Origin of the sequence: Nonomuraea sp. NPDC049655 (genome assembly GCF_044465465.1) — a bacterium.
GTDB lineage: Bacteria > Actinomycetota > Actinomycetes > Streptosporangiales > Streptosporangiaceae > Nonomuraea.
In genome coordinates this window covers 411,251-437,022 of sequence record NZ_JBITLS010000002.1, presented here as the reverse complement: position 1 = coordinate 437,022, position 25,772 = coordinate 411,251, and the positions used below count along the sequence as shown (strand labels likewise).

Here is a 25,772-nt window from a genome sequence, read left to right as displayed (position 1 = left end):
CGCGGGATCACCCCCGTGGCCTCCGGATCGAAGGGCGTCTCTGTCTCCTCCCCGGCGTCCTTGCGAACGTCGGAGGAGCCGGTCTTCCCCTTAGTCATGCCATCGCCGTCCCGTTGCCTCACGTTGACCATCATGCGGCCCCGGACGACCCCTGAGTGACAGTCGGCTGCCCAGTTTCACCAAAATTGAGTATTTTGCGTAGATTTCCGAAGATCAGAAGTGCCACCAGCAGCTCGCTGAAGAGCAGCCCGTACCCCACGGCGTTCACCCCGAAGTGCGGGAAAAGGGCCACCGTGGACACCAGCACCAGCACGGCCAGCCCGATCTGCACGAGCGCCAGCGTGCGCGCGTGACTCTGCGCCCGCAACGCGCTCAGGTACACCTCGATCAGCACCCGCGGCAGCACGGCCAGCGCCATCAGCCGCAGCAGCGTGGACCCCTCGTCGGCGAACTCGGCGCCGAAGACGGTCAGGATCAGCGGCGCCCCGATGATCGCCACCGCGATGATCGGAGTCACGATCATGAAGCCGCGCCGCAGCGCCCGCCGGCAGTTCAGGGCCAGTTTGGAACGGTCGAACGACCCCTCGACCGTCAGCGACACCGCCATGTTCATGGCCAGCAGCTCGATCATGCTGGCCAGCGTGTGGGCCATCGAGAAGCGCCCGAACGTGGCCTCGCCCACCTTGGTCGCCACCACCACGGGCACCAGGTAGACGATCGCCAGGATCGACAGGGTGCCGGGGAAGTCACCGGCCAGGAACCGGCCGATCTGCCGCAGGCCGGGCGGCTCGTGGGCGGTGCCGAGGCTCTTGACGTGCCGGGGCACGACGACGCCGAAGATCAGCCAGTTGACCGGGATCAGCGCGAGGGCGGTGGGGATCATCCACGAGACGAAGATCCCGCCGTCGGGCAGCGCGCCGGCCAGCGCGACCAGCAGGCCCATCTTGACCAGGCCGAACACCAGGTTGTTGACCGGCACCCAGGTGGCCTTGCGCAACCCGGTGAGCACGACGTCCTGGAGCGTGAAGACGGCCCACACCAGCACCGAGGCCAGGAAGAACAGCCCCGGCCCGAACCCGGCCAGCACCGAGTACGTCTTCCCCCACAGCGGCAGCGTCAGCAGGAAGCCGAGCGCCGCGACCCCGCCCGTGGCGGCGGCCAGGCCGTAGCCGCGCAGGATGAGCTCGGGCGTGCGCCGCCCGGCCACCGGCAGGAAGCGGGCCAGCGCCCCCACGAAGCCGAGCGCGGTCAGCGACGCGAACAGCCGCATCGCGGTGATCACCGCCTGGCCGCGCCCGAACTCCTCGGGGGTGTAGAAGTGCGCCGCGAGCAGCCAGTAGCCCATGCCGAGGGTGCCCGTGACGACCGTGTTGGCCATCAGGGCGTAACCCTGGCGGAAGAGCGGATTGCTGAGGTCGCGGAGGATCTTTTCCCGCAGGCTAGACATTTCCGCGCACCCGCTGCAGCCCGTACCTCGTCCGCCGGACGACCGCGTACCCCTTGGTGAGGATGCGTTCGCGCAGGTAGATGAGAGGTACGGCGTTGCCTTCGACGGCGCGCTTGAACATGCTGATGGTCGTCGGCTTGCCGACCGTCAGCCGGGGGATGGCGAGCATGTCGTGGCGGTCGGCCGCGATGGTGTTGCTCACGGCGCAGGCGGCGAAGTAGCCGGCCTTGCGCACCTCGTGGCGGACCCGGGCGCTGGAGTAGCCATAGGGGTAGGCCATGGTGGCGACCGGCGCGCCGATCTTCTCCTCCAGCAGGCCCTTGTTCCTGCGCAGCTCCTGCCGCAGGTCGTCGGTGCGGAGCTGGTCGAGCTGCGGGTGGCTGTGGCTGTGGCCGCCGATCTCGATGCCGTTCTGGGCGGCCTCGCGGGCCTGGCCCCACGACAGCATGTCGTCGAGCGGACGGCCCGCGGCGTCCTTGCCGGCGTCGGACACCCAGCCGCTGGTCAGGAAGACCGTGGCCGGGAAGTTGTAGCGGTCGAGCAGGGGCAGCGCCTGGCTGTGGAAGTCGGCGTAGCCGTCGTCGAAGGTCAGGACGATCGGCTTCGCCGGCACCGTACGGCCGTCGATCTTGTTCAGCGCGGCCACCAGGTCGCCCAGCGTGAGCGGGGTGAACCCGCTCTCCGACAGGTAGGCGAGCTGCTCGGCCAGGTCGGACGGCCGCACGGCGTGCGGCCGCGTCTCGTCGTTGGGGCTGTCGCTGACCGAGTGGTACATCAGGATCGGAATGCGGATCATGAGCGTGCCACCTTCAGCCTCGCCGTGCCGACCACGTAACCCCAGGTCGTCCAGGCCAGGCCGACGACGATCGCGGCGGCCCTGCCGAGTCCGGACGGATCGCCGCGCAGGGCGTCGCCCACGCCGCGCAGCGCGCCGAGCGGCAGCGTCTTCATGGCGTGGGCGCGCTCGCTGGCCAGGCCGTCCTGGGTGCCGACCTCCCGCGTGACCAGGGCCTTCGACAGGCCCTCCGCGTAGCACCTGGACCTGAAGTAGGCGAAGCCCTCGCGCTGCCTGGACACCTTGTGCCCGATGACCGCGCGGGGCTCGAACAGCATGACCGAGCCCGGCTTGCGCTGGCTCAGCCTGATGCAGAACTCGGTCTCCTCGCAGCCCAGCGGGCGCGACTTGCGGCCCTGCACGCTGCGGCCGATGCCGCTGTGGAAGCCGCCGACCTCGGCGACGACCTCGCGCAGGAAGGCGGCGTTGCCGCCCATGACGTTGCGGATCGGCGCGCGTACCGCGGGCATGCCGCGGTACGTGCACCCGACCGTCCAGTCGAACTCGTACGGGAACCAGCGGGGCCGGCGCTTCGACGCCCACAAGGGGTCGGTACGCCCGCCCACGCCCACCACACCGGATTCCTGGAAGCCCTCCTCCAAAGCCTCCAGCCACCCCGCGTCGGCGACCGCGTCGTCGTCGAGAAACGCGACGATCTCACCGGTGGCCGTCGCCACGCCGGTGTTCTTGCCGCCGGACAGCCCCTGCTCGTGCGTGTTCTCCACCACGATGGCCTGTGGATAGGCGCGCTTGAGCTTCAGGTGCAGGTCCGGATTGTGGTCGACCACCAGGATCAGCTCGTGTGCCGGGCGGCTCTGGTTCTCGACCGACTCGACTGCCTGCCTGATGTCCTCCCAGCGCTCTTCTGTGTAGACGCAGATGACAACAGACGTGTTCACAACGGTTCCTCTTACGCGACGCCTCGGTCAGCGGCGGGAGTGGCGGTGGGCTCAGGCTGAGGGGCGGAGGGCTGGCGGCGCCACTCCTTCAGGATCGTCTTGAGCACACGGAAGCCATCTCGTACGGCACGCAGGTTGCTCTCGCCGTGAATGCGGTTGCGCTCGTGGCTGGGCACCTCGTGCACCTTAAGCCCGGCCTTGGCCGCCCGCACGTTCATCAGGGTCTCGACCTCGAAGCCGTCGCAGTCGAGGTCGAGCACGTCGAGGTGACGCGCCCAGAACGCGTTGTAGCCGTAGCACAGGTCGGTGTAGCTGGTCTTGTACATCACATTGACGATGCCGGTGAGGACCTTGTTGCCCAGGCGCCGGTTGAGCGTCAGGTCGTCGCTGCCGCCGCCGGCGGCGTAGCGCGAGCCCTTGACGAAGTCGGCCCCGGTCACGAGGGCGCCCACGAACGAGATGATCTCGCGGCCGTCCGTCGAGCCGTCGGCGTCGATCATGACGATGATGTCGCTGGTGCACGCGGCGAAGCCGGCGGACAGGGCGTCGCCCTTGCCCTTGCCGGTCTGCGTGACGATCTTCACGTTGGGCCGCAGGCGCTTGGCGACCTCGACCGTGTCGTCGACGGAGTTGCCGTCGACGAGCACGATCTCGTCGACCCACTGGGGGATCGTCGCGAAGACGTGCGGCAGGTTCTCGGCCTCGTTCATCGCCGGGACGACCACGCTCACCGTAGGGGAAATGGCCAGGTGAGGGGTGACGGGCGTGAAGCTCGAAGGGGGCGGCATGGAACGCAAGGGCGACTTCTGGACCTTGCCGTTGTGCTTGGTGATCTCGGGACTCATGGCGAGGGATATCCTTCCGGGACCCGGCCCTGCTCACCGCACGGAGTCATCCCCGGGTGCTGCGGGAATGGCGGAGCCGACGAGCGGTGCATTGTTGGGTCCTGTGGAGTGAGGGTGTGTGCTGGTGCCGGGGGGTGGTGCCGGGAGCGTTCAGCCGGCTCCCGTTGGTTCCTTGACTACATTGGGTGACTCCTGCTGCTGCTGCATCGAGGTGCGCACCCGACCAAAGCCCTTGAGGACGCGGTCGGCCGCCTTATAAAGAGACGGTCGATCCAAGACGATTGTTCGAGCTTTGTTGAAAGGAGTTCGGCCCATCCAGTGGACGGCCGCTGTCGCGGACGGTCGTGAGATGCGGCCCTCGGCAACGTACAGGACCCCGCTCTTGAGCCAGTCTTTGTACTCTTTGCCGCCCTTGCCCATGTCGACCATGTGCATCCCGTCGTTCGCGGCGGCCTCGGCCATCTGCAGATGGTGAACGATGCCGGGCGAGTAACGGGCGTACTCGGTGTCGTAGGCGGGGAACCACCCTACAAGCGTCGTGGCCGTACGGAGACCGAAATGCCCGGCGACAGGCACGTCCCCGGCATAAAGCATGGTGAGGATGCCGGAGAAGTCCGATGACTTCTCGGCATGCATCATGTCGATGAGTTCGACGATCCAGGGCTGGGCGAACCGGTCGACCCGGCCGGTGCGCCGGTACTGGTCGGACTTCCAGGCCAGCAGCGTGCGCAGGACCTCGGGGTCGGTGGCGTTCCACTCGAAGCGCAGCCCGCCCTGCTCGCGGCCGAACTTGCGCTCCTTGTAGCGGACGGTCTTGAGGTTCTTGGGGGAGTTGGCCTTGACCTGCTCCAGCCAGGAGTCGAAGCCGGAGGTGAAATCCATCACGGGGGCCGGGCGCACGTCGGCCTCGTACGGGGCGAACGTCGGCTGGCCGGCGACCAGGTGGTCGAAGTCGAACACGCTGAGCTTGCAGGCGCGCAGCAGCTGCTTGGCGTCGAGGTGCAGGTCGGGGACGGCGATCAGGCCGTGGCAGGTGGTGAGGAAGCCGCCGAGCGGCTTGCCGATGCCGAAGCTGTGCCGCTCGTACGGGAAGAACCCGGCGATGCGGTTGCCGTCGGAGATGACCGCCACCCTCACGTAGTCACGCAAGCGGTCCATCGCCACGGCGAACTCGACGGAGAGGAACGGGTTGTCCAGACTCGGATCGGCCTTCTGGAGCTCGCGCCATCGGGCGCGTTCGGAGTCGCCGAGGTCTCTCGGGCGCACTACCTGGATGTTCACCTTGCCCTGGCCCCCTGTTCGGTCTGCATGTTCTTCCCCCGGTACAACACGCGAAGCACGTACATGAACCCGCCGAGCACGGCGACCGTCGCCACGCCGGCTCTGGGCGACCATGCGTTGAACAGCAGCATGGCTTCGGCGAGGAGCACGTTCAGGACGAGGCTGGCCGCGGCTCCTACTGATAGTGCGGCAAGGGGGTCACGATCGCGCAACAGTCCCACCACCGCCGCCCCCGGCACCACCATGAGGAACAGGGAGATCAAGAACGGGCGCAGCGGGGTGTCGAGGTCGAACAGCGCGACCACGGCCCCCGCTATGCAGGCGAGCGCCAGCAGCCATGCCAGCGCTCTGCGGTGCTTGAGCATCTCCTGTTTCTCTCCTGCTCTTTCTGGTCAAGACATGGTTGATCGATTTTCATGGGACCAATCCTGGTCCGGGCACGTCAATGCCGACGCTTGGTGAGCCGTTGAGGTTCACCGGCATGGCGAAGTTTCTCCTGTGACTTCCGCCACAGGACGTGGTGACTCCGGGTTTCCGGGCGTGTTCCCCAAGCTAACCAGAATGCCCTATGTGGCCTATGATGTTCGAGCCAGGGTCCTGTTTATCCCGCTATGTCCGCTCTTCCAGGGGAGCTGTTCGTCACCCTTGTGGCGCGGCGTCCACATTCGAGGTCTGTCCGTCGCTCGGCGCCTCGGACGGCTCGGCGGTGGGCGTGGGCGGGTCGGAGGGGGGATCGGACTCCGGGGCGCGGTCGGCGTTCCAGGCCAGCGAGCAACTGGCGGCGCCGCCGTTCGAGGTGAACGAGACGCGGCCGCGGCCGCCGGCGCTCGGGTCCACGACGGTCACCCAGATCGACACCGAGCCGCCCGCCTTGACCGAACCGCTGGCGGGGAAGACGTCGAGGCCCTGTGACGCGGTCGCCACCCAGGAGACCGCGGCGTTGCGGGCGCGCAGCCCGATCTTGGCCGCGCCCGCGATCGAGGCGGGGCACGTCGTGCCGAGCCGGGCGACCGGCGCGGGCCTGCGGCGGCTCACCGTGGGCGCGACCGGCCCGCCGCCGGGCCGCCGGGCGGGCCGCCGGACCGTCGGCGTGGCGGACGGGGACGCCTCCGGCGTGTCGGCGCTCGGCGTGGGCTCGGGCGTCACGTCCTCCTCCTCCAGCGCCGGCTCCGGCGTGCGCTCGGAGGAGGGGGAGAGCGTGGGCGTGGGCGTCAGGGTGAGCGCGGTCTGCGCGGCGTCGCCGCCGTTCAGCACGACCACCGCCCCGGTCGCGGCCAGCACGCACACCCCGGCCAGCACCACCGGCCCGAGACGGCGCGGACGGCGGCGGCGCGAGCGCCGTTCGGCGGCCACCGGGAAGCCGGTGCGGTCGAAGTTGTCGCCGCGGTCGGTGATCAGCGTCCTGGTCTGGTCGCGCCCGGGATCGACGCAGGTGTCCACCACCCGGCGGCGCAGCGAGAGCGGCGGGAACTCGACCGGCACCAGGTCGAGCAGGCGCGAGGCCGCAACCTGCCGGTGCTTGCCCTCGGTGCACACCTCGCACCCGGCGATGTGTCCCGACAGCCGCCGCCGCAGCAACGGCGTGAGCGGCCCCTCCCAGGAGTCCACCATCGCCGACAGGTCCGGGCAGTGCGCCCGGCCCGTCTTGGCCAGGACGACCGCCGCGGCCGCGTTCTCCAGCTGGTCGCGGGCCCGGCCCAGCCGGGTGGCGGCCTGACGGGAGGTCAGCCCCAGCACCGAGGCGACCTCGACCGGCGTCAGGCCGTGCCGCAGCGACAGCAGGACGATCTCGCGCTCGTTCCCGCTCAGCTCGCCCAGCGTCTCGCGGACCAGCCCGGCCAGCTCGGAGTCGGGCTCCCCGGACGGCGGCCCGGACGGATGCGCCTGCGGCAGGCCCCCGGCGGGCGTGCCGCGGTGGGCCATCCTGGCCCGGACCTGGAACCTGGTCAGCGCGTACACCCAGGCGCGCAGGCGGCCGGCCTCCTTCAGCCGGTCCACGCAGCCCTGCGCGGTCACCAGGGCGTCGTGCACGGCGTCGGCGGCCGAGTCCCGGTCGCCGATCAGCGAGAGGGCGTAGTCGTAGAGCCGTTCGCCGTAGGAGTCGTACAGGGCGGCGGGAGCGTCGGTGTCGGCCCGCCGCAGAGCGGCGACCAGTTCCTGATCGTCGGCGCGGCCGACCGTCGGCCATCCAGGCACGGATTCCCCTCCCCGCGGGTGGAACGGGCGCTCAAGCCCCCACGCGGGAGAGGACGCCGCCTCGATCGGCCAGGTTGACCGGCGCGGCAGCCGTCATGCCCAACCGGCATGACGTCGTGATCCGTGTGACGGGAGTGGCTCAGCCGTCGCAGTCGGGGGCGCAGAGACGGCGTTCCATGCCCTGGAGGAAGAAGTCGCGGACCTGGAGCACGTCCTTGGCGATGTAGGCCTCGCCGCCGGTCGTCTTGGCCAGCGTGTCCATCTGCTTCCTGCCCGCCTCGGCCTCTGGCCCGAAGGCGATGAGCAGGATGCTGATCGGCCGCTTCGGGTTGTAGGTCTTCTTGAGGTACTGCAGGATCTGGGCGTTAGAGACGCCGCCGTCGGGATCGTCGTTGCCCGCGCCGTCCGTCAGGATCAGCAGGGTGTTGATCTTGTCTTCCTGGTACGTCTTCGTCAGCTCGCCGTAGGCGGCCTTGATGGTGTCGTTCAGGCCGGTGTCGCCGGTGGCCTTGGCCTGGATCTGCCCGAACTGCCGGACCAGCGCCTGCTTGCGGAGCACGCCGTTGGTGGACTCGGCGAGCGGGCCGACGGAGACGAGTTCCTGCCAGTCCTTGCCCTGTCCGTCCATGTGGGTGGAGAACGTCCACAGGCCCAGCTCGGAGTCGGCCGGGAACAGCCCCAGGCCCTCCATGGCGATCTTGTTGATGGCCTGCATGCGGGTCATGTTCGTGCCGGGGACGGGCAGCGCCATCGTGCCGGAGACGTCGAGCAGGGTGAGCAGCCGGGTGCCGAGGTTCAGCCGCGACCAGGTCTGCACCATCGAGGCCACGCTCTTGGCGTCGGGCCGCGGCAGCGCCTCCGGCTTGTCGGGGACGAACCCCTTCTCCTTCGTCAGCGTCTCGCCGGCCTTGCCGTCGGGGCTGCGGAAGCCCGCGTCGCGCAGGATCTTCTTGGCCGCGTCCGTGCCGAGGTCCTGCCTGAAGTCCGCGGCCGCCTTCTGGGTCGCCGGGTCCTTGGTGACGATCGTGATCGGGTAGTCGAGGCTGAGCGTGCCCTCCTTGGGATAGAGGGCGACCACCGGGGCCTCGGGCTTCTTGGCGTTGTGGGCGTAGACGGCCTGCTCGGAGGCGACGCCGACCGGCACCTTGCTGCCCGACTTCACCGTCAGGCTGGCCAGCAGCGCCGCCGGGTCGGAGGCGAGCTGGCCGGAGATCTCCTTGAGCGCGCCGACCAGCGCCTTGTTCTGCCCGGCCTCCTTGGCCGAGGTGGCGGCGGCCAGCAGCGCGGCCAGCCCGGCGGAGTTCTTCTGCGGGTCGAGCGCCAGCACCCGGACCTTCCTGCCGGGGCCGTCGGGGTTGGCCACGTTGGCCGCCGCGATCATGCCCGCCCAGCTCGGCGTCAGGCTGCCGGACAGCTTCGCCGCGGCGGACTTGGCCGCGGCCAGCACGACGGGCGACAGGGCGACCGAGCCGGCCGGCTCCGGCAGCGCCGAGCCCGCGGGGGAGTTGCGGAGGTTGCCCACCAGCAGGCTGGAGTCGGCCACCCACACGTCCGCGCCGGACTTGCCGGCGGCCAGCCCGTTCGCGGTCTTGGCCGCCGCCTCCCTGGTCACGGTGACCTCGACGCACTTGCTGTCGATCGAGTGCAGGGCCTTGGTGTAGTTGGCGGCGATCTTGTTGAGCGCGGGGTGGATGTCGGGGGTGGCCACGACGCGCAGCGGCAGCTTGCCGGCCGAGCAGTCGTGCTCCCGATTGAAGATCACGAACGCCGCGACACCGAGGAGCACGGCCAGCGCGACGGCCCCGGCCAGCGGTACGAGCACCCTGCCACGCCCGCTGACCGACCGTCTGCGGGAGGGTGGTTCCTGGGCTCGGTAGCCGCCATCGAGCTCGTCTGTCCGGTGTCGCCCCACGATGTCCTCTTAGGTGTGTTGAGACCTTCCGGAGACCCTAGCGGGAGTTGCTCCGCAATACTCCGGGAACACTACTCGGTGGGCTCTGTGTGGCAAAACCGCTCTTTTGGTGCGCCTATTACGGAGAGTGGCGGTCAATGGCAGCAGGCGTGACCGCGCCAGGCGCGCGCTCCCTCACGCACCGCGACCGCCGCGAGGGCCACCGCCATGGCCGGATCCACCCACCACCAGCCCAGCGTGTTCAGCCACAGACCGGCCAGCACGCCGGCCGCCATGGCGGCGCAGATCAGGTTCTGGGTGCCCTCGCCGGACGTCGCCGCCGACGCCAGCCGGGCCCCCAGCCGCCGCTTGACCAGCCCCAGCGCGGGCATGCTGACCAGGCTGACCGTCGTGACCACGATGCCGAGCACGGTGGGCGTGGCCCGGTGGCCGGCGTCGAGGTCGTGCGCGACGTGCCCGACGAGGTAGGGCGCGAGCAGCCAGAAGCTCACCGCCACCGCGCGCCTGGCGGTGGTCTCGGCGTGCGGCGAGAGCGTGCGGGCGCCGGTGAAGCGCCACACCACGATCAGGCTCGCCCCCGCCTCGGCGAAGGCCGACAGCCCCCACCCGATCAGCGCGACGGAATGCGCCGACAGCCCGGCGGCCAGGCCCAGCGTGCTCTCCACGGCCAGCCAGGCGAGCGTGGCCACCGACAGCGCACGCGCGGCGCGGGCGGCTCGCAGCCAGTCGGCCGTCGCGGCCGGATGCTCATGAATCCGCTGGTCAGACACCATGAACCCCCGAACTCCCGGCTATCCGGCCGTCGACAGCGTTACGTAACGTACCCATGACCCAGAGTGACTTTAAGCCCTGTGCGGCAAAGGATGTTCAAGATTCACCGGATAATGGCGGTGATCGCGTCCGGGGGAGGGATCGTGCCGTTCACGCCCAGTCACATCGCCGCCGTGCTGCCTCTGGTGGCCTCCGGACGGGCGCGGCGGTTCGCCGATCCGTGGGCGCTCGCGCTCGGGACGATGGTCCCCGACCTGCCGATCTTCCTGCCGTTCCTGCCGGTCTACGGCGACTGGCACTCCTGGCAGGGCGTGTTCACCCTCGACCTGGCCGCGGTGCTGCTGCTCCTGCCGCTGTTCCACCTCGTGCTGCGCGATCCGCTGGTCTCGCTGCTGCCGCCGTCCCTGGCCGGGCCGGCCGCGGCGCTCCTGCGGCCGGGCCGGCTCAGGATCCTGCCGGTGGTGGCCGGCAGCGTGCTCGGCTCGGCCACCCACCTGTTCTGGGACTCCTTCACTCACTCCTACGCCTCCGCCCGCTGGGGCGCCTGGCCGGACACCCCCGTCTTCGGCACGACGAGGCTCTTCAGCGTGCTGCAGTACACCTCGTCGGCCGTCGGGCTGGCCGTGGTCGTGTGGTGGGCCTGGCGCGCGTTGTCCCGCACCGAGGCGGCCGGCGTGCCGGGCCGTCTGCGGCTCGCGCCCGCCGTGCGGTGGGCCGTGCTGGCCGCCTGTACGCTCGGCACGGTCGCCGGCGCTCTCGTGTGGCCGCTGGTGGACGAGCCCAACCCCGCCTTCGGCTTCCGGAGCGTGCTCACCAAGACGGGCGCGGGCACCGTGATCGGGCTGTCGGCCGTCCTGGCCTGCTACGCGATCGTCTGGCAGGTCAGGCGGCGCATGGCAGTATCGGAAGGTGCCTGACTACGTGTTCGACGCCGACGACCCCCGAATCGCCGACTACACCCGGCTGCGGGACGTCGAGCTGCGCAAGAGCCTGGAGGCGGAGCGCGGCCTGTTCCTCGCCGAGGGGGAGAAGGTGATCAGGCGGGCCATCGCCGCCGGCTACCCCATCCGCTCGGTCCTGACCACCCGGCGCTGGTACGAGTCGCTGTCCGACGTCATCGGCGACGCCACCGTCTACGAGGTGAGCGACGAGCTGATGGCCGGCATCGCGGGCTTCCAGATCCACCGCGGCGCGCTGGCCTCCATGCGACGCCTGCCGCTGCCCACGGCCGAGACCCTGATCAAGGGCGGCGCCCGCCGGCTGCTGGTCCTGGAGGACCTGGTCGACCACTCCAACGTCGGCGCGATCTTCCGCTGCGCGGCCGCGCTCGGCGTGGACGGCGTCCTGCTCTCGCCGCGCTGCGCAGACCCGCTCTACCGCCGGGCGGTGAAGGTCTCCATGGGTGCGGTCTTCTCGATCCCGTACGCGCGGCTCGACGACTGGTACACCGGCCTCGGCGAGCTGCGGGCGGCCGGGTTCCAGACCCTGGCGCTGACCCCCGACCAGAGCGCGGTCCCCCTCGACCGGGTCCCGATGGGCGACCGGGTGGCGCTGCTGCTCGGCGCCGAGGGCGACGGCCTGTCCTCCCACTGGCTGCACGAGGCCGACCACGCGGTGTGCATCCCCATGAGCCCGGCCGCGATGGACGCGGGCGTCGACTCGCTCAACGTGGTGGCCGCGGCGGCGATCGCCTGCCACGGGCTGATGCGCTCGGCCGCCGCGCGCTGACCGTCCGGGCGTGCGAATGGGTCTGGTGGCGCTTCGACCAGGCGTGTAACCCTGTAATCATGCAGACCCTGTTCGAGCACGCCGGCGGCGAAGAAGGCTTACGCCGCTTCATCGAGATCTTCTACCGCAGCCTGCTGGCCGACCCGCTGCTCCAGCCGCTCTTCGGCGAGGGAAAGGCGAGCCACGTGGACAACCTGACCGCCTTCACCGTCGAGACGTTCGGCGGCCCTGACACGTTCTCGGCGGAGATGGGCGGCTTCCCGCTGCTCATCGAGGCGCACCGCGGGCTGGGCATCGAGGAGGCCCAGCGGCGGCGGTTCGTCGAGCTGTACATGGAGGCCGCCGACGCGGCCGGGCTGCCCGATGACGAGCCGTTCCGGGCCTCGCTCCGCTCGCACGTGGAGTTCGGCACGCAGGTGGCGTTGCAGAACTCCCACGCCGAGACCGACGACCAGCTCCACCCGCTGCGCGAGGTGCCGCGCTGGGACTGGGAGCGGCCGCCGGAGTAGCCGGTCAGGGGCGGTCGGTGTCCTCGATGAGCCAGTCGGGGTAGGCGTCGATGTCGTGCAGCACCGGCTGGGCCTCGACGGTGCCGGCACCGCCGTTCGCGCCGATGTGCGCCGCCAGTTCGGCGGCCTGTTCGCGTGGTGTGATGAGGGTGAGCTGCCAGGAGACCCCGGCCTCCGCGGCCGGGACTTCCGCGATGTCGATCGAGGTGGCCAGCCCCGCGAGCAGGATCGTGTGCGCGAGCGCGGCGGCCTGCTCGTGGCCTTCGATCGTCGTGCGGACTTCGATGAATTCCGCCATGATCTTCCTTATTGCGGAGGGGTACATTCACCACCCTAATCTGCGCGAATCGACCGTGGGGTCGGCTTCGGGCGGCCGAAGTCGGCCTGGGTGGCGTCGGTTGCGACGAGCCGGTACCCGAGATCGGCGGCCTCAACCACGACGGGATGCGGCAGGATGTGATCCGCCGATCACCGAGAGCGACCGACGGAGGTCCCGTGAAGCCGACCTGGATCATCGCGGCCGCGGTCGCGGCCACCCCGCCCGCGTTCACGGCCCCGCCCGCGTTCACGAGCCCGCCCGCGTTCACGACTCTGCGCGTCACTCGTGCGGGAGCGGCCGTGCGCCCGGAGGCGGCCACGCATCCGCGGGCCGCCTCCGCCGATCGCAGCGCTCTGAGCTGTGCCGTCAGCTCCCCGACCGGTCGGCCGCTGACCTTCAGCCCGCGCATCGGCCTGACCGCGAAGCCGGTGTCGGCCCGCGGCAACCTCCAGCTCACCGGCTGCCTGTCGGCCGACAGCTCGGCCCCCTACCTGCGCTCGGGCTGGGTCACCCTGAAGAGCGTCGGCCGGGCGTCGTGCGCGAGCGCCCGGCAGGTCCACGGCACCGCCCGCATCACCTGGTTCGGCCTCGACGGGCGGCCGGTCGGCACCTCGGAGGTGCGTACGCGGGCCGACCGGCTGGCCACCCAGAGCCCGGCCGACAGCTTCCTGACCGGCACGGTCGTGTCGGGGCCGCTGGACCGCGAGCGCGTCCGCGGCACGATCACGCCCGCCATGGGCCTCCTGGCCTGCGCGACCGGCGGCCTGGGCACGCTGTCCGCGGCGGGCCGGCTCACCTTCGGCTGACCTCCGGCCGGCTGCCGCGGGTCAGTCGCCGGCTCGCGTTCGGCTGATCTCCGGCCGGCTCCCGCGGGTCAGTCGCCGGCTCACGTCCGGCCGGCTTCGGGCGGTCAGCCGCCGGCGATCTGCTCGCCCGCGAAGTCCAGCAGTTGCTCGGCGGTGCTGAAGCGGCGCTCGTCCCCGTCGTGGAGCAGGACGCCGAACACCCGCCTGCCGCCGCGGTCGCCCGCGAACAGCAGGCAGTACCGCGCCGCGTTCGTGTATCCGGTCTTCACGCCCACGACGTCCGCGGATCGGCCGAGCAGCTTGTTGGAGTTGCGCCAGGTGTGCGCCCCGTGCAGGGCCGACTTGGCGACCTTGTACACCTTGCTGCCCACCACCGTGCGGAAGACCGGGTCGGCCATCGCCCGCTGCGCCAGCGTGACCTGGTCCACGGCGGTCGAGTAGCCGCCGTTGGCCGGCGTGGGCAGCCCGTCGGGGTTGGTGTAGCGGGTGTCGCCGAGGCCGAGCGAGCGCGCGGCCCGGTTCATCTTGGCCACGAACGCGGTCTTGCCCGGCCCGTACTTCCTGGCCAGGGCGTTGGCGGCGTCGGCGCCCGAGGGGAGCATGAGGCCGTACAGCAGGTCCCTGGCCGTGAGGCGCTCGCCCTTCCGCAGGCCGGCCGTGGTCGCGCCGTTGCTGGTCGCGTGCTTCACGTCGGCGGCGGTGACGGTGATCGCCTCGTTCAGGCGTCCCTCGCGCAGGACGACGTAGGCCGTCATCACCTTGACCAGGCTGGCCACCGGCACCCGCCGGGTCTCCCGCTTCGCGAAGTGGATCGTTCCGTCCGAGTCCACTACATATGCCGCCTCCGCCTTCACGGTCGGGACGTCGGCGGCCCGTGCGGCGGACGCCGGGTAAGAGATCCCCACAACCAACGCGAGTACGGCAGAGCCGATGAAACCCCCAATACGCATGCCAGACATGTTCGCAGGAGATCAAGGGTTGGTTTGCGAAACTCGGCCGTAAGTGGCCCTCAGTTGGGGGTAAATGCTTGATAGATCCGACATCTGCGGGGAGACGAGGCCGTGGCAGGCAGGTTCATCATCAGTCAGGACGAGCGGGGCGCGTTCCGTTTCGCGCTCGTCGCGAACAACGGGCAGACGCTGGCCGTGGGCGAGGGCTATCCGAGCAAGGCCGCCTGCGTCAACGGCATCGAGACCGTGCGCAGGAACGCTCCCGAGGCCGCCATCGACGACCAGACTCCGCCCACGATCTAGGACGAGGCCAGGGCCTTGCGCCGGCGGCGGACGAAGAACCAGGCCACGCCCGCCGCGACCGCGAGCAGCAGGACCAGCGCGCTGACGGGCGAGCGGGCGGCCAGTTGCAGCCAGCCCCACACCAGCGCCGTGAGCCCGAACCACCAGATGGGCGCCCAGGTCAGGCAGCCGAGCGCGCTCGCCACCACGTACCAGGGATAGGACACCCGCAGCGCGCCCGCCACCCATGGCAGCGTGTGCCGCAGCATGGGCACCCAGAAGCAGCCGTAGACGGCCAGCGCGCCCCACTTCTCGACGACGCCCTCGATCCGCGCGATGCGCTCGCGGCCGAGCCGCACGCCGACCCTGGACTCGTAGAGCTTCTCGCCGAGCTTGCGGCCGACCCAGTAGTAGACCTGGAACGCGCCGAACAGCGCGAGGATGAGAACGGCCCCCACCAGCCAGTACGGCAGCCCGAACCAGAACGGCCGGGCGGGATCGGGGAGGGCGGCAGCCGCATGCCACATGAGCCCGCTCACCCCCACTCCAACGCCTTAGGTCAGCCTTACCTTAGTCAAGGAAGAGGCGTTCCGCCACATCAGCTTGCAAGGCCGGGTCGCCGGCTGCAAGTAGCCGACAACCACCCCTCAACCATCCCGCCCTATACCTGAACTGAGCAAAAGGGGTGTTGATCATGTCGTCGAGAAGTGCGGTGGTCCTGGCCGGGGGTACCGCCAACGCGGTCAAGCTCTTCGTGGCCGCGCTCGCCTTCACCAGCGCCTACGTCGGCTTCTCCGCCTACAGCAGCGCCGGATCGGCCGCCGAGCCGGTGCGGACCGTCACCCTCTCGGCCCGCGAGCTGCCCATCACCGCCCCGGCCCGGCAGAGCGCCCCAGCCCGCGCGGGCGAGATCGCCCTCAGCGCCCTGACCGACGGCGCCCCCGGCTGCGGCAAGTCGTTCCTGGCCCGCGGCCTGCTGGTCAACCCGCGGCCCGGCACGACGGTCCTGTACCGCTGGCGGTTGTCGCGCTGGAGCCCGGCGACCGGGACGTGGCGCACCTACCTGGCGGACCACTCCGGGTTCGCCGGCGGCAGCCGGAGCGTGGAGTGGCAGCCGCAGATCTCCGGCAACGCCGGGTGGTACCGGGTCGAGCTGATCGCCCGGCCCGGCGGGACCGTCACGAGCGAGCGTTTCCAGGTGAGCTGCTGACCGACCGGCGCGCCGCCTCCACCCAGCGCGGCACGCCCACCCGCTGGGCCACCTCAAGAGCCTTCTCGTAGTGCTCACGGGCCGCGTCGGGCTGGCCCAGCCGGATGGCCAGGTCGCCCAGGGTCAGCGCCACCGGCCACAACGCCACGACGCCCGTGCCCGCGCCGGCCACCCGGTCGGCGAACGGCTTGAGCTTGTCGTAGCAGTCGACCATGCGCTCGCGGTCGTCGAGCAGCATGCCCGCCAGCGCCCGCCAGGTCATCACCAGCTCGTAGAGGAAGTCGGGCCGGACGGGCGGGCGGGTGGCGGCCACGGCCCTGGCGTCGTTGAGGTGCCCGGCCGAGGCGAGGGCGAGGGCGTAGGCGTCGAGCGTCCACTTGGCGCCGCGCTGATGGGCCGGCGCCAGCAGCTCGACGGTCTCGGCCGCCCGGCCGTCGACCAGGTGCAGGCAGAACGCGGTGATCAACGGGAGGTCCTGGCGGCCTTCGAGCATGCCGGCCCGCGCGGTCATCCTGGCGGCCTCGCGGTAGGTGCGTTCGGCGCCCGCGTAGTCGCCGGCGATCATCATGCGCTGACCGGCGTACCAGACGACGACGGCCGCGGGAGCGGACAGGTCGTACTGCTTGGCCAGGCGGTCGGCGGCGGCGGCGTGCTCGTCGGCGACGGCGAACTCGCCCCTGGCCGCCGCGCACTCCAGCAGCACCAGGTGGGCCAGGGCCTGCGTGGCCATCTGGCCCGAGCGCTGGGCGACCTCCAGCAGCTCCCTGCCGATGCCCTCGCGAGTGTCGACGGCCGGGATGTCGTAGGACTGGCGCAGCCGGCCGCTCAGCGCCGCCGCGATCAGCGTCGGGTCGCCGCTCTGCCTGGCCAGCTCCAGCGCCTCCAGCGACGCCTGCCGCCCGCGCTCGGGCGCGGAGGAGCCCTCCAGCTCCAGCGCCAGCGTGGTGAGCAGGCTCGCCCGCAGGCGCTGCTCGCCCGCGGGCAGCTCCATGAGCGCCTTCTCGGTGACGTCGACGATCTCCCACGCGGTACGGGTGAAGTCGCGCGCCATGCCCTTGTGCGGCACCGCCAGCGACGCGGCCACCTTCGCGGTGATCTCCAGGTCGCCGAGCGGCAGCGCGGCGTCCATGGCCTGGCGGCGCAGCAGCCTGGCCGCCGTCATGTCGCCGCACAACGCCAGCGCCTTGATCTGCCGGAGCATCAGCCGCAGCCGCTCCTTGGCACGCTGCGGCTCGGACTCGCGGCCCTTGTCGTCCTTGCGCGGACCGCCGCGGTCGAAGGCCGCGATGGCCTGCTCCCACAGGGTGGCCGCCTCGCGGTGGGCGAAGCGCCGCTCGGCCTGCTCGGCCGCCAGGCCCGCGTAGTGGACGGCCTTCTCGGCCGCGTCGGCCAGGAAGTAGTGGTGGGCCAGCGCCGCCACGTCGGAGGACGTGCGCTGCTCGATCACCGCGGCGACCGCGGCGTGGAGGCGGGTGCGGCGCAGGCGGGAGGCGTCGGAGTAGATCGTGTCGCGCACCAGGTCGTGGTCGAAGCGCAGCAGCCCGGGACCCGGCTCGGTGACCAGCCCGGCCAGCAGCGCGGCCTCGACCGCCTCGATCACCGCGTCTTCGTCGCCGGCGACCGTGACCAGCACGTCGAGGTCGACGTCGCGGCCGATCACCGCGGCCTGGAGCAGGATCTGCTGGGCGCCGGCGGGCAGCCGCGAGATGCGCCGCCGCAGCACGTCGCGCACGCCCGAGGGCACGCGTGAGAGCACCTGCGTGGCGCTGGCCCGGTCGGCCGCGCCCTCGGCGTCGAGCAGTCGGACGGTCTCGCGCACGAAGAACGGGTTGCCGCCGGTGCGCTCGACGATGGACTCGACCGCGTCCTCGTCGATCTCGCGGACGCAGGTGGCCTTGACCAGCTCGGCCACGGCCTTCGGGTCGAGGCCGGACAGGCCAACGCGCAGCGGCTCAAGACGGGCCAGGGCGGCCAGCACGTCGGACTGGCGGTCGTCGAGCTCGCTCTCCCGGCACGTCACGACCAGCAGGACGCGGCTGGTGGCCAGCAGGCTCGGCAGCGCGCGCAGCAGGGCCAGCGTCTGGTCGTCGGCCCAGTGGAGGTCCTCCAGCGTGAGCAGCACCGGCGCCCGGCGGGCCACGCCGGCGAGGTAGCCGCCGACCGCGCGGTGCAGGCGGAAGCCGCCCGAGACCTCGTCCTCGTCGGGGTCGGGGGCGGTGTCGTCGAGCAGGGGGGCCAGGAGCTGGGCGTACTCGCCGGCGCCGGTCGTGCCGATCAGCGAGCGCAGGATCTCGACCCAGGCCCAGCCCGGCGGGGTGGCGCTGGAGTCGGGGCAGGCGCCGGAGGCGGTGATCCAGCCGTCGGCGCCGAGCCTGCCGTCGAGCTGGCGCAGCAGCGTGGTCTTGCCCGCGCCCGCGACGCCGGTCACGATCGCGACCTGGAAGCGGCCGGTGCGCGAGGCGGCCGTGGTCAGCCTGGCCAGCTCGGCGTCGCGGCCGACGAACGGCTCGGGCTCCAGCGGCGGCGGCTCGACGTGCGCGGCGGCCGGGCGGGGCGGCCAGGTGTCGGTGACCGGGGCGGGCCGGGCGGGACGCGGCGGCGCGGCCAGCTCCAGCTCGGGGGCCTGGGCCAGGATGTCGGACTCCAGCTTGCGCAGCGCGGGCCCGGGGTCGATGCCCAGCTCGTCGGCCAGCATGTTCCTGGCCCTGCGCAGCGCGGCCAGCGCGTCGCCCTGCCTGCCGCAGCGGTAGAGGCCCAGCGCCAGCAGCCGCCAGCCCTCCTCGCGCAGCGGGTGCTCGGTGGTCAGCGCCTCCAGGTCGGGGACGGTCTCGGCGTGCAGGGCCAGGCGCAGGCCGGTGTCGGCGTGCCGCTCGCGGGCCACCAGACGCAGCTCGGCCAGCCGGTTGACCTCGGCCTCGGCCCAGGGCTGGTCGGCGAAGTCGGAGTAGGGGGTGCCGCGCCACAGCCCGAGCGCCTTCTCCAGGCGGCCGCGGGCGGACTGCGGGTCGCCCTCTTCGAGGTGCTCGCCCGCCGCCCTGACCAGCTGCTCGAAGCGCAGCGCGTCGACCTGCTCGGCGGCCACGCGCAGCGCGTAGCCGGAGGCGACGGTCACCAGCAGGCGGTTGGGGCCGCCGCGCGGCCGGCCCGGTTCGAGCACCCTGCGCAGGCGGGAGATGTAGACCTGCAGGCCCGACTGGGCGCCCTTGGCGGCGTCGTCGTCCCACAGGTCGTAAAGAAGCGTGTCAACCGGCACGACCTGACCTCTGGCCACGAGAAGTCGGGCGAGGACGGCCCGCTGCCGCAACCCGCCGAGGTCGAGTTCGTCGTCGTGTTCGTACGCCTCGACTGGCCCCAGAACCCGGAACGCCACCATGTCAGCCGCCACGCTATGCGTGCTTCCGAAGGGCGCACAAGGTCTTTGATGGCTTTGGGATTGTCACTGCGGGGCCTTCGAGATCGCGGACGGGGGTTCCGCGGCGGCGTTCCGGCCGTTGCGCCTGCGCAGGAGCGCCCACGCGCCGAGCGCGAGACCGCCGAACGGGATCTCGATAGTGTAAGTCCAGAAGCCGAAAAGTAGTGCTGTCGCGACGGCCGGAGTGCCCGGCACGCCGAAGGTGATCAGCATCGCGGCGACCCCGCTCTCCATGATCCCGGCCCCGCTGGGCGTGATCACGGCGCTGGTGAGCACCCGGGACAGCGCGAAGACCGCGATCGACTGGGCCAGGCCCGGCCAGGCGCCGGTGGCCGTCATGCAGGCCGCCATGATCGCCCACTGGAAGCCCAGGAAGAACACCATGCCGAGCGACAGGCCGAGCGCGCGCGTGCGGACGACCTCCGTGGTGTCGGCGCGCAGCCGGTGGAAGGCCTCGGAGGCGTGCACCTTCAGGCGCAGCAGCCGGGTGAGCCCGTCGAGCGCCCGGCCGAGCACGGCGGCGGCGCGGTCCCAGTAGAGGGCGACGGCCACGACCAGGCAGAGCACCAGGATGGAGATCGCGCCCGTCCAGCCCGCCCTGACGAACGCCGGATCGAGCACCTCGCCCGCCATGAGCAGCGCGATGATGCCCACGGCCGGCAGGATGAACCTGAACAACGTGTTCCAGATGCCGCTGACCAGCGTCATCACCACGATGGGCCGGTTGGCGAAGCCCCAGCCCCTGGTCATGGCGAACGACAGCGCCACCCCGACCGCGCCGCCGAACGGCAGCAGGTTGCTGACCGCGCTGCCCGCCGCGTTGAGCGCCAGGCCCTGGAGGTTGTTCAGCCCCGGCAGCGAGTTGGTCAGCACGAACGTGTACGCCAGCAGGCTCAGCAGCCACAGGGCCGTCATCAGGGCGATCTGGCCGAAGCTGAGCGCCCCGAAGACCGCGCCGATCTCGCGCCAGGAGACCGGCTTGCCGGTGAGCGCGTGCACGATCTGCGGCAGGTAGACCACGAGCAGCACGGCCAGCCCGAGCGACAGGACGGACAGGGCGATCTGGAGCGGCTTGTTCTTCATCGCCCACCAGTCTGACGGGTCGCCGGAGCCGGCACGTCACCCTCAGGTGCTACTTCGGCCATGGGTCGAAAGGGTGAGTGAGACGAGTGCCGGGCGGCAGGTCGCGGCGTACGAACCACTCGGTGCCGAAGACCAGGCGGTAGAGCGGGCCGGGGACCTTCAGCATGACGGCGAGGGTGCGGTCGCTGTCGCCGCCGCTGGCCTGGGACGCGTGCGCGGCCATCGAGGCGCGCTTCTGCCGGGCGTAGCGGCGGACGTTGACCCGGTGGGTGATCGTGTCGCTCGCCGAGTACGCGCTCTCGAACGTGCGCACGTCGAACTCCGGCGGGAACTTGTACACCCGGCCCGCCATGCGTAGCAGCCGCACCAGCGGGTCGCGGTTGACCGTCGCCTCCAGGACGATCTCCGTGCCCGCGATCTGCGCCGCCCGCTTGCCCACCCGGTGGACCTGCACGTGGTCGGGGTGCCCGTAGCCGCCGGCCGGGTCGTAGATCGACAGCAGGTCGGCCTTCTCCTCCTCCAGGATCGCCGCGAGGGCCCTGGCCGCCGCCTCGGTGTCGGCGTCGATGAAGGCGTTGTCGGGCCGCTCCTCGGCGACGCCGCCCTTGGGGCTGAGCCCGGAGTCGCCGTAGCCCAGGCACTCGACGCGGGCGCAGCCGAGCAGCGCGGCCGACTCGTAGAGCTCCTTGAGCCTGGTCTCGCGCAGCTCCTCGCCGGGGCCGATCTCGGCCAGGCCGCGCTCGCCGGCGGTCGCGACCACGAGCACCACGCGGTGGCCCTCGGCCGCGAGCATCGCCATGGTGCCCGCCGTGAGCAGGGCCTCGTCGTCGGGATGGGCGTGGAAGAAGACCGCGGTACGTGGAGGCACACGCCCAGATTAGTCTGGGAGGGGTGCGGATCTTTCACGTGAGTGACTGTTACCTGCCGCGACTCGGGGGGATCGAGGTCCAGGTGGCCGACCTGGTGCGGGCGCAGCGCGAGGCCGGGCACGACGTCGTCGTGGCCACGGCGACCAGGGGCGAGGCGCTGCCGGGGGTGCGCAGGGTCGTCGCCAGGATGCCGTTCGACCTGCCGGTGCATCCGTTCGGAGTGGGGCATCTCACTCGGGGCGTCTCCGTCGTCCGGCCCGACGTGGTGCACGTGCACACCGGCGCGGTCTCGCCGTTCGCCTGGATGGGGGTGCGGGCGGCGCGGCGGGCGGGGGTGCCGTGCGTGGTCACCGTGCACAGCATGTGGGACCCGGTCACGCGGGGGCTCTACCGGCTGCTGCGGCTGGCGTTCGGCTGGCAGCGCTGGGGGCTGGTGGCCACCACGGTGAGCACCGCGGCGGCGGCGCCCATCAGGGCGGTGGCCGGGCCCGGCGTGCCGGTGCGGGTGGTCTCCAACGGCCTCGACCTGTCGGGCTGGGCGCCCGCCCCCGGCGTGCCGCCGGAGCGGGCGGAGGTGCACGTGGTGGCCGTCGGCCGGCTGGCCCCGCGCAAGCAGCCCGTACGGCTGCTCAGGCTGCTGCGGGCCGCGCGGGCGCGGGTGCCCGCCGCGATCCCGATGCGCGCCACGATCGTCGGCGACGGCCCCGCGCGCGCCCGCATGGAACGTTTCCTGGCCGAGCACGGCATGACCGGCTGGGTGTCGCTGCCGGGCCGCTATTCGCGGGAGCAGATCGCCAAGCTGCTGGAGTCGGCCGACGTCTTCGTGGCCCCGGCGCCCAGGGAGTCGTTCGGCATCGCGGCGCTGGAGGCGCGGGCGGCCGGCGTGCCGGTGGTGGCCAGGGCCCAGAGCGGCGTCGCCGACTTCGTCAAGGACGGCACCGAGGGGCTGCTCGGCCGCACCCTGGACGACCTGGCCGGGGCGGTGGCGCGGCTGTGCTCAGACGCCGGGCTGCGCCGGGAGATCGCCGCGCACAACCGCTCGACGCCGCCCGTCGCGGGCTCGTGGGCCGGGGTGCTGGAGGGGTTCGACCGGGCCTACGAGCAGGCGATCGCGCGTTAGGCCAGGCCGCCCCTGCGCAGCGTGTACTCCGGCGCGGCGAAGTCGCCGCCCTGCGGGGTGTCGTCGGTGAAGAAGGCGGCCGGCGTGCCGGTGACGCGGGAGGCGTACGACTCGGCGTCGTCCTCGGGCTCGTAGCCGAGCTCGGGGGACAGCAGCCAGAAGCGGCGGGTGTTGGCCGAGACGGCGTAGGCGGCCAGGAAGCGCAGGCCGGGCGTGGTGACGGCGGCGTGCACGAACCCGGCGCAGTCGCGCGGGCTCAGCCAGGTCGCCAGGTGGCGGACGTCCTGGGGCTCGGGCTCCAGGCTGCCGATACGCAGGCAGACCACTTCGAGGCCGAACTTGTCGGCGTACAGGCGGCCGAGGGCCTCGACGGCGGCCTTGCTGACGCCGTACAGGCCGTCGGGGCGCGGCGGCAGGTCGGGGGAGATCGTGGCGGTGGCCGGGTACATGCCGGTCAGGCGGTTGCTACTGGCCAGCACCACGCGCGGCACGCCGGCCAGCCGGGCCGCCTCCAGCACGCGGTGGGTGGTCAGCACGTTGCCGTCGAGCAGGTCCGGCAGGGGGGCCTCGTCCGGCACCCCGGCCAGGTGCACGATCGCGTCGGCGCCCTTGACCAGCGCCACGGTCTCGGCCAGGTCCGACAGGTCGGTGCGGACGGCCTCCTCGCCCGGCCCGGCCTCCATGGGCGCCCGGTCGGCCAGGACGAGCCTGGTGGCGGACCGGCGGAGCCGCTCGCGTACGGCACCGCCCACCATGCCGGCTGCGCCGGTGAGCACGATCATCTTCATGCCGACATTGTGCGGCATCGGGCCGATGCGGTCAGTTCCGGCGGAGAACGACGTACCCGTCGCGTTCGAACACCTTCGTGTACCCCTCGGTCTGGAGCTGCTCGACCCGGTTGCGCTGGTCGTCGGCGGAGCCGAAGGGGAACTCCCAGCGGGCGGTGTCGGCCACGATCCACGGCGCGCCGCGCGGGGCCGCGCTCCACAGCAGGACGGTGGTGCGCGAGGACAGCGCGGGGCCCACGGAGTTGACCGCCTCGACCGTCACCCCCGAGGGCACCCTGCTCACCGCCTCGGCCGCGGCGGCGGCCTTGTCCTCCTTGTAGAAGGCGGGATGGTAGAGCTGGTCGAGCGCGAACCTGGGCACCAGGGTGAGGGCGACGGCGCAGGCCGCGGCGGCCCAGGCCAGCTTGAGCCCCTGCCGGTCGGCGCGGCCGGTCCAGCGCAGCAGCCTGGCCAGGCCGTCCACGCCGGCGCAGAACAGGATCAGCACGGTGAACGCGCTGTACTGGAAGTCGGCCTGCCACCACTGGGGACGGTCGGACAGCAGGCGTTCGAGCACGTGCGGCAGCGCCGCCAGCGACAGCGGCGACAGCAGGCACAGCAGCAACGTCGGCCAGGCCAGCAGGAACAGGGTGTCGACCTTGGCCTCGTCGCTGAAGGGCAGCAGCAGGGCGGCGAGCGGGTCGCGCAGCATCGCCAGCAGCGCGGCGGGCGCGTCGGGGCCGAGGTGGCCGTAGGCCCAGAAGTCCTTGCTGTCGCCGCCGAACGAGGTGATCAGCAGGCCCCGGACGAGCACGACGGCCCCCGCGCCGACCAGCGCGCACACGAGGCCGCGCAGGCGGTCGCCGACGACGAACAGGTACAGCCCCGCCCCGATCACCAGGAGTCCCATGTCCTCCTTGACGAGCAGGAGCCCGAGCATCGCCAGGAACGCCGGCAGCACGCGTCCGGCGTGGTAACGCTCGATCATGATCGCGGTGAGCAGCGGGACGAACATCACCTCGTGCGCGTCGAAGGCGACGGCCTGGGCGATCGGCCACGACAGCGCGTACGCCACGGCGACCAGATAGGCGGGCCCGGCGCCCAGCACGCGGCGGGTGAACAGCCACAGGAACGGGATCGCCCCGGCGAACAGCAGCGCCTGGGCCACGATGAGCGTCTCGGGCCCGTCGTGCACCCAGTAGAAGGGCGCGAGCAGCGCGTAGATCGGGGAGAAGTGGTCGGCGAGCTGGAGGTACTCCGTGCCGCGCTCGTGGAAGACGCCGAGCACCGGCACGTACGGCGGCCGGAAGCGGGCGTAGTTGCGCACCGCCTGGTCCACGATCACCAGGTCGAACGTGGTCGCCCGGAAGGTGGCCAGCTTGACCAGCCCGAGAACGGCGTACGCCACCGCGGCGAGCAGCGCGATCGCGCCGACCCGCACGCGGTGGCGGAGGAGCACTCTGGCGGGGAGTGCGGTGCCTGCCGGAGGCCGTGTGATCACCGTTTCGTCGGTCACGGCAGCAAGCGTAAGGGGATCATCCGGTCCTGTCCGTACCCCGTACCGGCGGACCGGATGAGGCGGTCACCGCGCCGGCCTGCCCCCCGCAGGCGGTGCGGCGACCGCGGACCGGTCAGGAGCAGGCGGCGGTGATCTTCGAGGTGAAGCCGCTCATCTTGCCGCTGAACTCGGTCGTCTTGCTGATGTCGCCGCTCTGCAGGCTCTCGAAACCGGCGGCGAAGTCGTTCAGGGCGGCCGCGACGTCGCCGTCGTACTTGCCGGCGAGCTCCTTGGTCTTGGCGGCGGCGGCCTTCGAGGCGTCCCCGACCGCCGCGGCGTCCGTGGCGTTCTTCGTGATGGCGCCGCTCCACTCGGTGGTGATCTTCGAGAGCTCGTTGACGGCGGTGTTGCAGTCAACGGCCTGGCCGACACCGCAGGCGGTGGACAGAGCGGCAAGGGAGATCGTCGCGACTGCGAGGGCGAGTCGGCGAGGGGGAGTCATTTTTGGTGCCCTTCGTTGGTTTTCCGTACGAGGAGGACATTAGCGATCTCTGGTTGATCCCCGCTTGCACGCCGCTAACATTCCGGCCGTCAGGTGGGCGTAAAACCGCGCCCCAGCACGTGGACGACCTCCTCGGCGTCAGGCATGTAGACGACCTGCGAGCGCCGCATCCGGGTGCGCATGCCGGTGCGGACGATCTCGGCCACGGCGGGGTCGCGGCCGGCCTCGCCGTACATCTGCCTGGTCAGGCGGGCGACGCCCGGGTGGCCCCACAGGGCGAGGGTGTCGGAGACCACCACGCGCAGGTCGCCTTCGAGTGAGCCGGTGTCGGGGACGGCGACGTGCGTGTCCATGAGCCCGCCGATTGATTCGAGCAGCATGTCGCGTTTGGTGGCGTAGCGCCGGAACACGCTCGCCCTGCCCATGCCTGCCGCCTTGGCGACGTCGTCCATGGTGAAGTCGAGGCCGTGGGAGAGCAGCAGCTCGGTGGCGGCCTGCCTGATGCGGTGGTCGACCGTGGGATCGGGAGGC

At 71.6% G+C, this 25,772-nt stretch carries 26 protein-coding genes; 7 read left to right on the top strand and 19 right to left on the bottom strand.

Features of this window, described 5'->3' with window-relative positions:
* Positions 1-130 precede the first annotated feature (130 nt).
* From ACIBQ6_RS07330 to ACIBQ6_RS07290, 9 genes are all read right to left on the bottom strand, one after another.
* Positions 131-1,447: a lipopolysaccharide biosynthesis protein gene (locus ACIBQ6_RS07330; protein WP_397210632.1), complete on the bottom strand. Its 1,317-nt coding sequence runs from the start codon at positions 1,445-1,447 to the stop codon at positions 131-133.
* On the bottom strand, positions 1,440-2,243 hold the full coding sequence (locus ACIBQ6_RS07325; RefSeq protein ID WP_358288009.1) for a polysaccharide deacetylase family protein: 804 nt from the start codon (positions 2,241-2,243) through the stop codon (positions 1,440-1,442). Before ACIBQ6_RS07325 ends, ACIBQ6_RS07330 begins: the two co-directional genes overlap by 8 nt.
* Positions 2,240-3,181 carry a glycosyltransferase family 2 protein gene (locus ACIBQ6_RS07320; protein WP_358288006.1) on the bottom strand — a complete coding sequence of 314 codons (942 nt, stop codon included), beginning with the start codon at positions 3,179-3,181 and terminating at the stop codon, positions 2,240-2,242. Before ACIBQ6_RS07320 ends, ACIBQ6_RS07325 begins: the two co-directional genes overlap by 4 nt.
* An 11-nt stretch (positions 3,182-3,192) precedes the next feature.
* Complete coding sequence (locus tag ACIBQ6_RS07315; protein WP_357978338.1) at positions 3,193-4,026, bottom strand: glycosyltransferase family 2 protein; 834 nt, start codon at positions 4,024-4,026, stop codon at positions 3,193-3,195.
* A gap of 150 nt (positions 4,027-4,176) precedes the next feature.
* On the bottom strand, positions 4,177-5,292 hold the full coding sequence (locus ACIBQ6_RS07310; protein ID WP_358288003.1) for a GNAT family N-acetyltransferase: 1,116 nt from the start codon (positions 5,290-5,292) through the stop codon (positions 4,177-4,179).
* Positions 5,293-5,303: 11 nt separating this feature from the next.
* The gene (locus ACIBQ6_RS07305; RefSeq protein WP_352327059.1) at positions 5,304-5,672 is read right to left on the bottom strand and encodes a hypothetical protein; all 369 of its coding nucleotides are present in this window, start codon (positions 5,670-5,672) and stop codon (positions 5,304-5,306) included.
* A gap of 274 nt (positions 5,673-5,946) precedes the next feature.
* Positions 5,947-7,503 (bottom strand): RNA polymerase sigma factor, encoded by a 1,557-nt coding sequence (locus ACIBQ6_RS07300; RefSeq protein ID WP_397210631.1) that lies wholly within the window; start codon positions 7,501-7,503, stop codon positions 5,947-5,949.
* A 139-nt stretch (positions 7,504-7,642) separates the two neighbouring features.
* Positions 7,643-9,325, bottom strand: a complete 1,683-nt coding sequence (locus ACIBQ6_RS07295; RefSeq protein WP_358287997.1) for a substrate-binding domain-containing protein — start codon at positions 9,323-9,325, stop codon at positions 7,643-7,645.
* 224 nt (positions 9,326-9,549) lie between these two features.
* Positions 9,550-10,188 carry a hypothetical protein gene (locus tag ACIBQ6_RS07290; RefSeq protein ID WP_358287994.1) on the bottom strand — a complete coding sequence of 213 codons (639 nt, stop codon included), beginning with the start codon at positions 10,186-10,188 and terminating at the stop codon, positions 9,550-9,552.
* A gap of 141 nt (positions 10,189-10,329) precedes the next feature.
* Between ACIBQ6_RS07290 and ACIBQ6_RS07285 the strand changes: the two genes are divergently transcribed.
* Genes ACIBQ6_RS07285 through ACIBQ6_RS07275 form a run of 3 tightly spaced genes read left to right on the top strand, consistent with a single transcriptional unit; the run spans position 10,330 to position 12,423 of the window.
* A complete protein-coding gene (locus ACIBQ6_RS07285; RefSeq protein WP_397210630.1) occupies positions 10,330-11,103 on the top strand; it encodes a DUF4184 family protein in 774 nt (257 codons plus the stop codon).
* On the top strand, positions 11,096-11,914 hold the full coding sequence (locus tag ACIBQ6_RS07280; RefSeq protein ID WP_358287988.1) for an RNA methyltransferase: 819 nt from the start codon (positions 11,096-11,098) through the stop codon (positions 11,912-11,914). Before ACIBQ6_RS07285 ends, ACIBQ6_RS07280 begins: the two co-directional genes overlap by 8 nt.
* Positions 11,915-11,973: 59 nt before the next feature.
* On the top strand, positions 11,974-12,423 hold the full coding sequence (locus ACIBQ6_RS07275; protein ID WP_358287986.1) for a group II truncated hemoglobin: 450 nt from the start codon (positions 11,974-11,976) through the stop codon (positions 12,421-12,423).
* A 4-nt stretch (positions 12,424-12,427) separates the two neighbouring features.
* Here ACIBQ6_RS07275 and ACIBQ6_RS07270 read toward each other — a convergent pair whose 3' ends face one another.
* Complete coding sequence (locus tag ACIBQ6_RS07270) at positions 12,428-12,721, bottom strand: hypothetical protein (RefSeq protein ID WP_397210629.1); 294 nt, start codon at positions 12,719-12,721, stop codon at positions 12,428-12,430.
* A 197-nt stretch (positions 12,722-12,918) separates the two neighbouring features.
* Here ACIBQ6_RS07270 and ACIBQ6_RS07265 point away from each other — a divergent pair, with 197 nt between their 5' ends.
* On the top strand, positions 12,919-13,548 hold the full coding sequence (locus ACIBQ6_RS07265; RefSeq protein ID WP_397210628.1) for a hypothetical protein: 630 nt from the start codon (positions 12,919-12,921) through the stop codon (positions 13,546-13,548).
* A 104-nt stretch (positions 13,549-13,652) separates the two neighbouring features.
* Here ACIBQ6_RS07265 and ACIBQ6_RS07260 read toward each other — a convergent pair whose 3' ends face one another.
* Complete coding sequence (locus ACIBQ6_RS07260) at positions 13,653-14,498, bottom strand: D-alanyl-D-alanine carboxypeptidase family protein (RefSeq protein ID WP_397210627.1); 846 nt, start codon at positions 14,496-14,498, stop codon at positions 13,653-13,655.
* 111 nt (positions 14,499-14,609) lie between these two features.
* Between ACIBQ6_RS07260 and ACIBQ6_RS07255 the strand changes: the two genes are divergently transcribed.
* Positions 14,610-14,801, top strand: a complete 192-nt coding sequence (locus ACIBQ6_RS07255; protein ID WP_397210626.1) for a YegP family protein — start codon at positions 14,610-14,612, stop codon at positions 14,799-14,801.
* Here the strand turns inward: ACIBQ6_RS07255 and ACIBQ6_RS07250 are convergent.
* Entirely contained in the window at positions 14,798-15,319 is a 522-nt protein-coding gene (locus tag ACIBQ6_RS07250) for a DedA family protein (RefSeq protein WP_397210625.1), read from the bottom strand. The two genes, ACIBQ6_RS07255 and ACIBQ6_RS07250, sit on opposite strands and share 4 nt — an antisense overlap.
* A gap of 155 nt (positions 15,320-15,474) precedes the next feature.
* Between ACIBQ6_RS07250 and ACIBQ6_RS07245 the strand changes: the two genes are divergently transcribed.
* Complete coding sequence (locus ACIBQ6_RS07245; protein WP_358287971.1) at positions 15,475-15,990, top strand: hypothetical protein; 516 nt, start codon at positions 15,475-15,477, stop codon at positions 15,988-15,990.
* Here the strand turns inward: ACIBQ6_RS07245 and ACIBQ6_RS07240 are convergent.
* The 3 genes from ACIBQ6_RS07240 to ACIBQ6_RS07230 all read right to left on the bottom strand — a co-directional run bounded on the left by ACIBQ6_RS07240 (position 15,959) and on the right by ACIBQ6_RS07230 (position 21,353).
* On the bottom strand, positions 15,959-19,363 hold the full coding sequence (locus tag ACIBQ6_RS07240) for a BTAD domain-containing putative transcriptional regulator (protein WP_397210624.1): 3,405 nt from the start codon (positions 19,361-19,363) through the stop codon (positions 15,959-15,961). The genes ACIBQ6_RS07245 and ACIBQ6_RS07240 overlap by 32 nt on opposite strands.
* Before the next feature lie 63 nt (positions 19,364-19,426).
* Positions 19,427-20,485: a lysylphosphatidylglycerol synthase domain-containing protein gene (locus ACIBQ6_RS07235; RefSeq protein ID WP_397210623.1), complete on the bottom strand. Its 1,059-nt coding sequence runs from the start codon at positions 20,483-20,485 to the stop codon at positions 19,427-19,429.
* 49 nt (positions 20,486-20,534) lie between these two features.
* Complete coding sequence (locus ACIBQ6_RS07230) at positions 20,535-21,353, bottom strand: PIG-L family deacetylase (protein WP_357998908.1); 819 nt, start codon at positions 21,351-21,353, stop codon at positions 20,535-20,537.
* A gap of 38 nt (positions 21,354-21,391) precedes the next feature.
* Between ACIBQ6_RS07230 and ACIBQ6_RS07225 the strand changes: the two genes are divergently transcribed.
* Positions 21,392-22,474, top strand: coding sequence for a glycosyltransferase (locus ACIBQ6_RS07225; protein WP_358287962.1), 1,083 nt, complete (start codon positions 21,392-21,394; stop codon positions 22,472-22,474).
* Here the strand turns inward: ACIBQ6_RS07225 and ACIBQ6_RS07220 are convergent.
* The 4 genes from ACIBQ6_RS07220 to ACIBQ6_RS07205 form a co-directional block, all read right to left on the bottom strand.
* Positions 22,471-23,262 carry an NAD(P)-dependent oxidoreductase gene (locus tag ACIBQ6_RS07220; RefSeq protein WP_358287959.1) on the bottom strand — a complete coding sequence of 264 codons (792 nt, stop codon included), beginning with the start codon at positions 23,260-23,262 and terminating at the stop codon, positions 22,471-22,473. The genes ACIBQ6_RS07225 and ACIBQ6_RS07220 overlap by 4 nt on opposite strands.
* 31 nt (positions 23,263-23,293) lie before the next feature.
* Positions 23,294-24,757, bottom strand: coding sequence for a DUF2079 domain-containing protein (locus tag ACIBQ6_RS07215; protein ID WP_397210622.1), 1,464 nt, complete (start codon positions 24,755-24,757; stop codon positions 23,294-23,296).
* 115 nt (positions 24,758-24,872) lie between these two features.
* The gene (locus tag ACIBQ6_RS07210; RefSeq protein ID WP_352351928.1) at positions 24,873-25,241 is read right to left on the bottom strand and encodes a hypothetical protein; all 369 of its coding nucleotides are present in this window, start codon (positions 25,239-25,241) and stop codon (positions 24,873-24,875) included.
* A gap of 89 nt (positions 25,242-25,330) precedes the next feature.
* On the bottom strand, positions 25,331-25,744 hold the full coding sequence (locus ACIBQ6_RS07205) for a TetR/AcrR family transcriptional regulator (protein WP_397210951.1): 414 nt from the start codon (positions 25,742-25,744) through the stop codon (positions 25,331-25,333).
* Between the last annotated feature and the right edge of the window lie 28 nt (positions 25,745-25,772).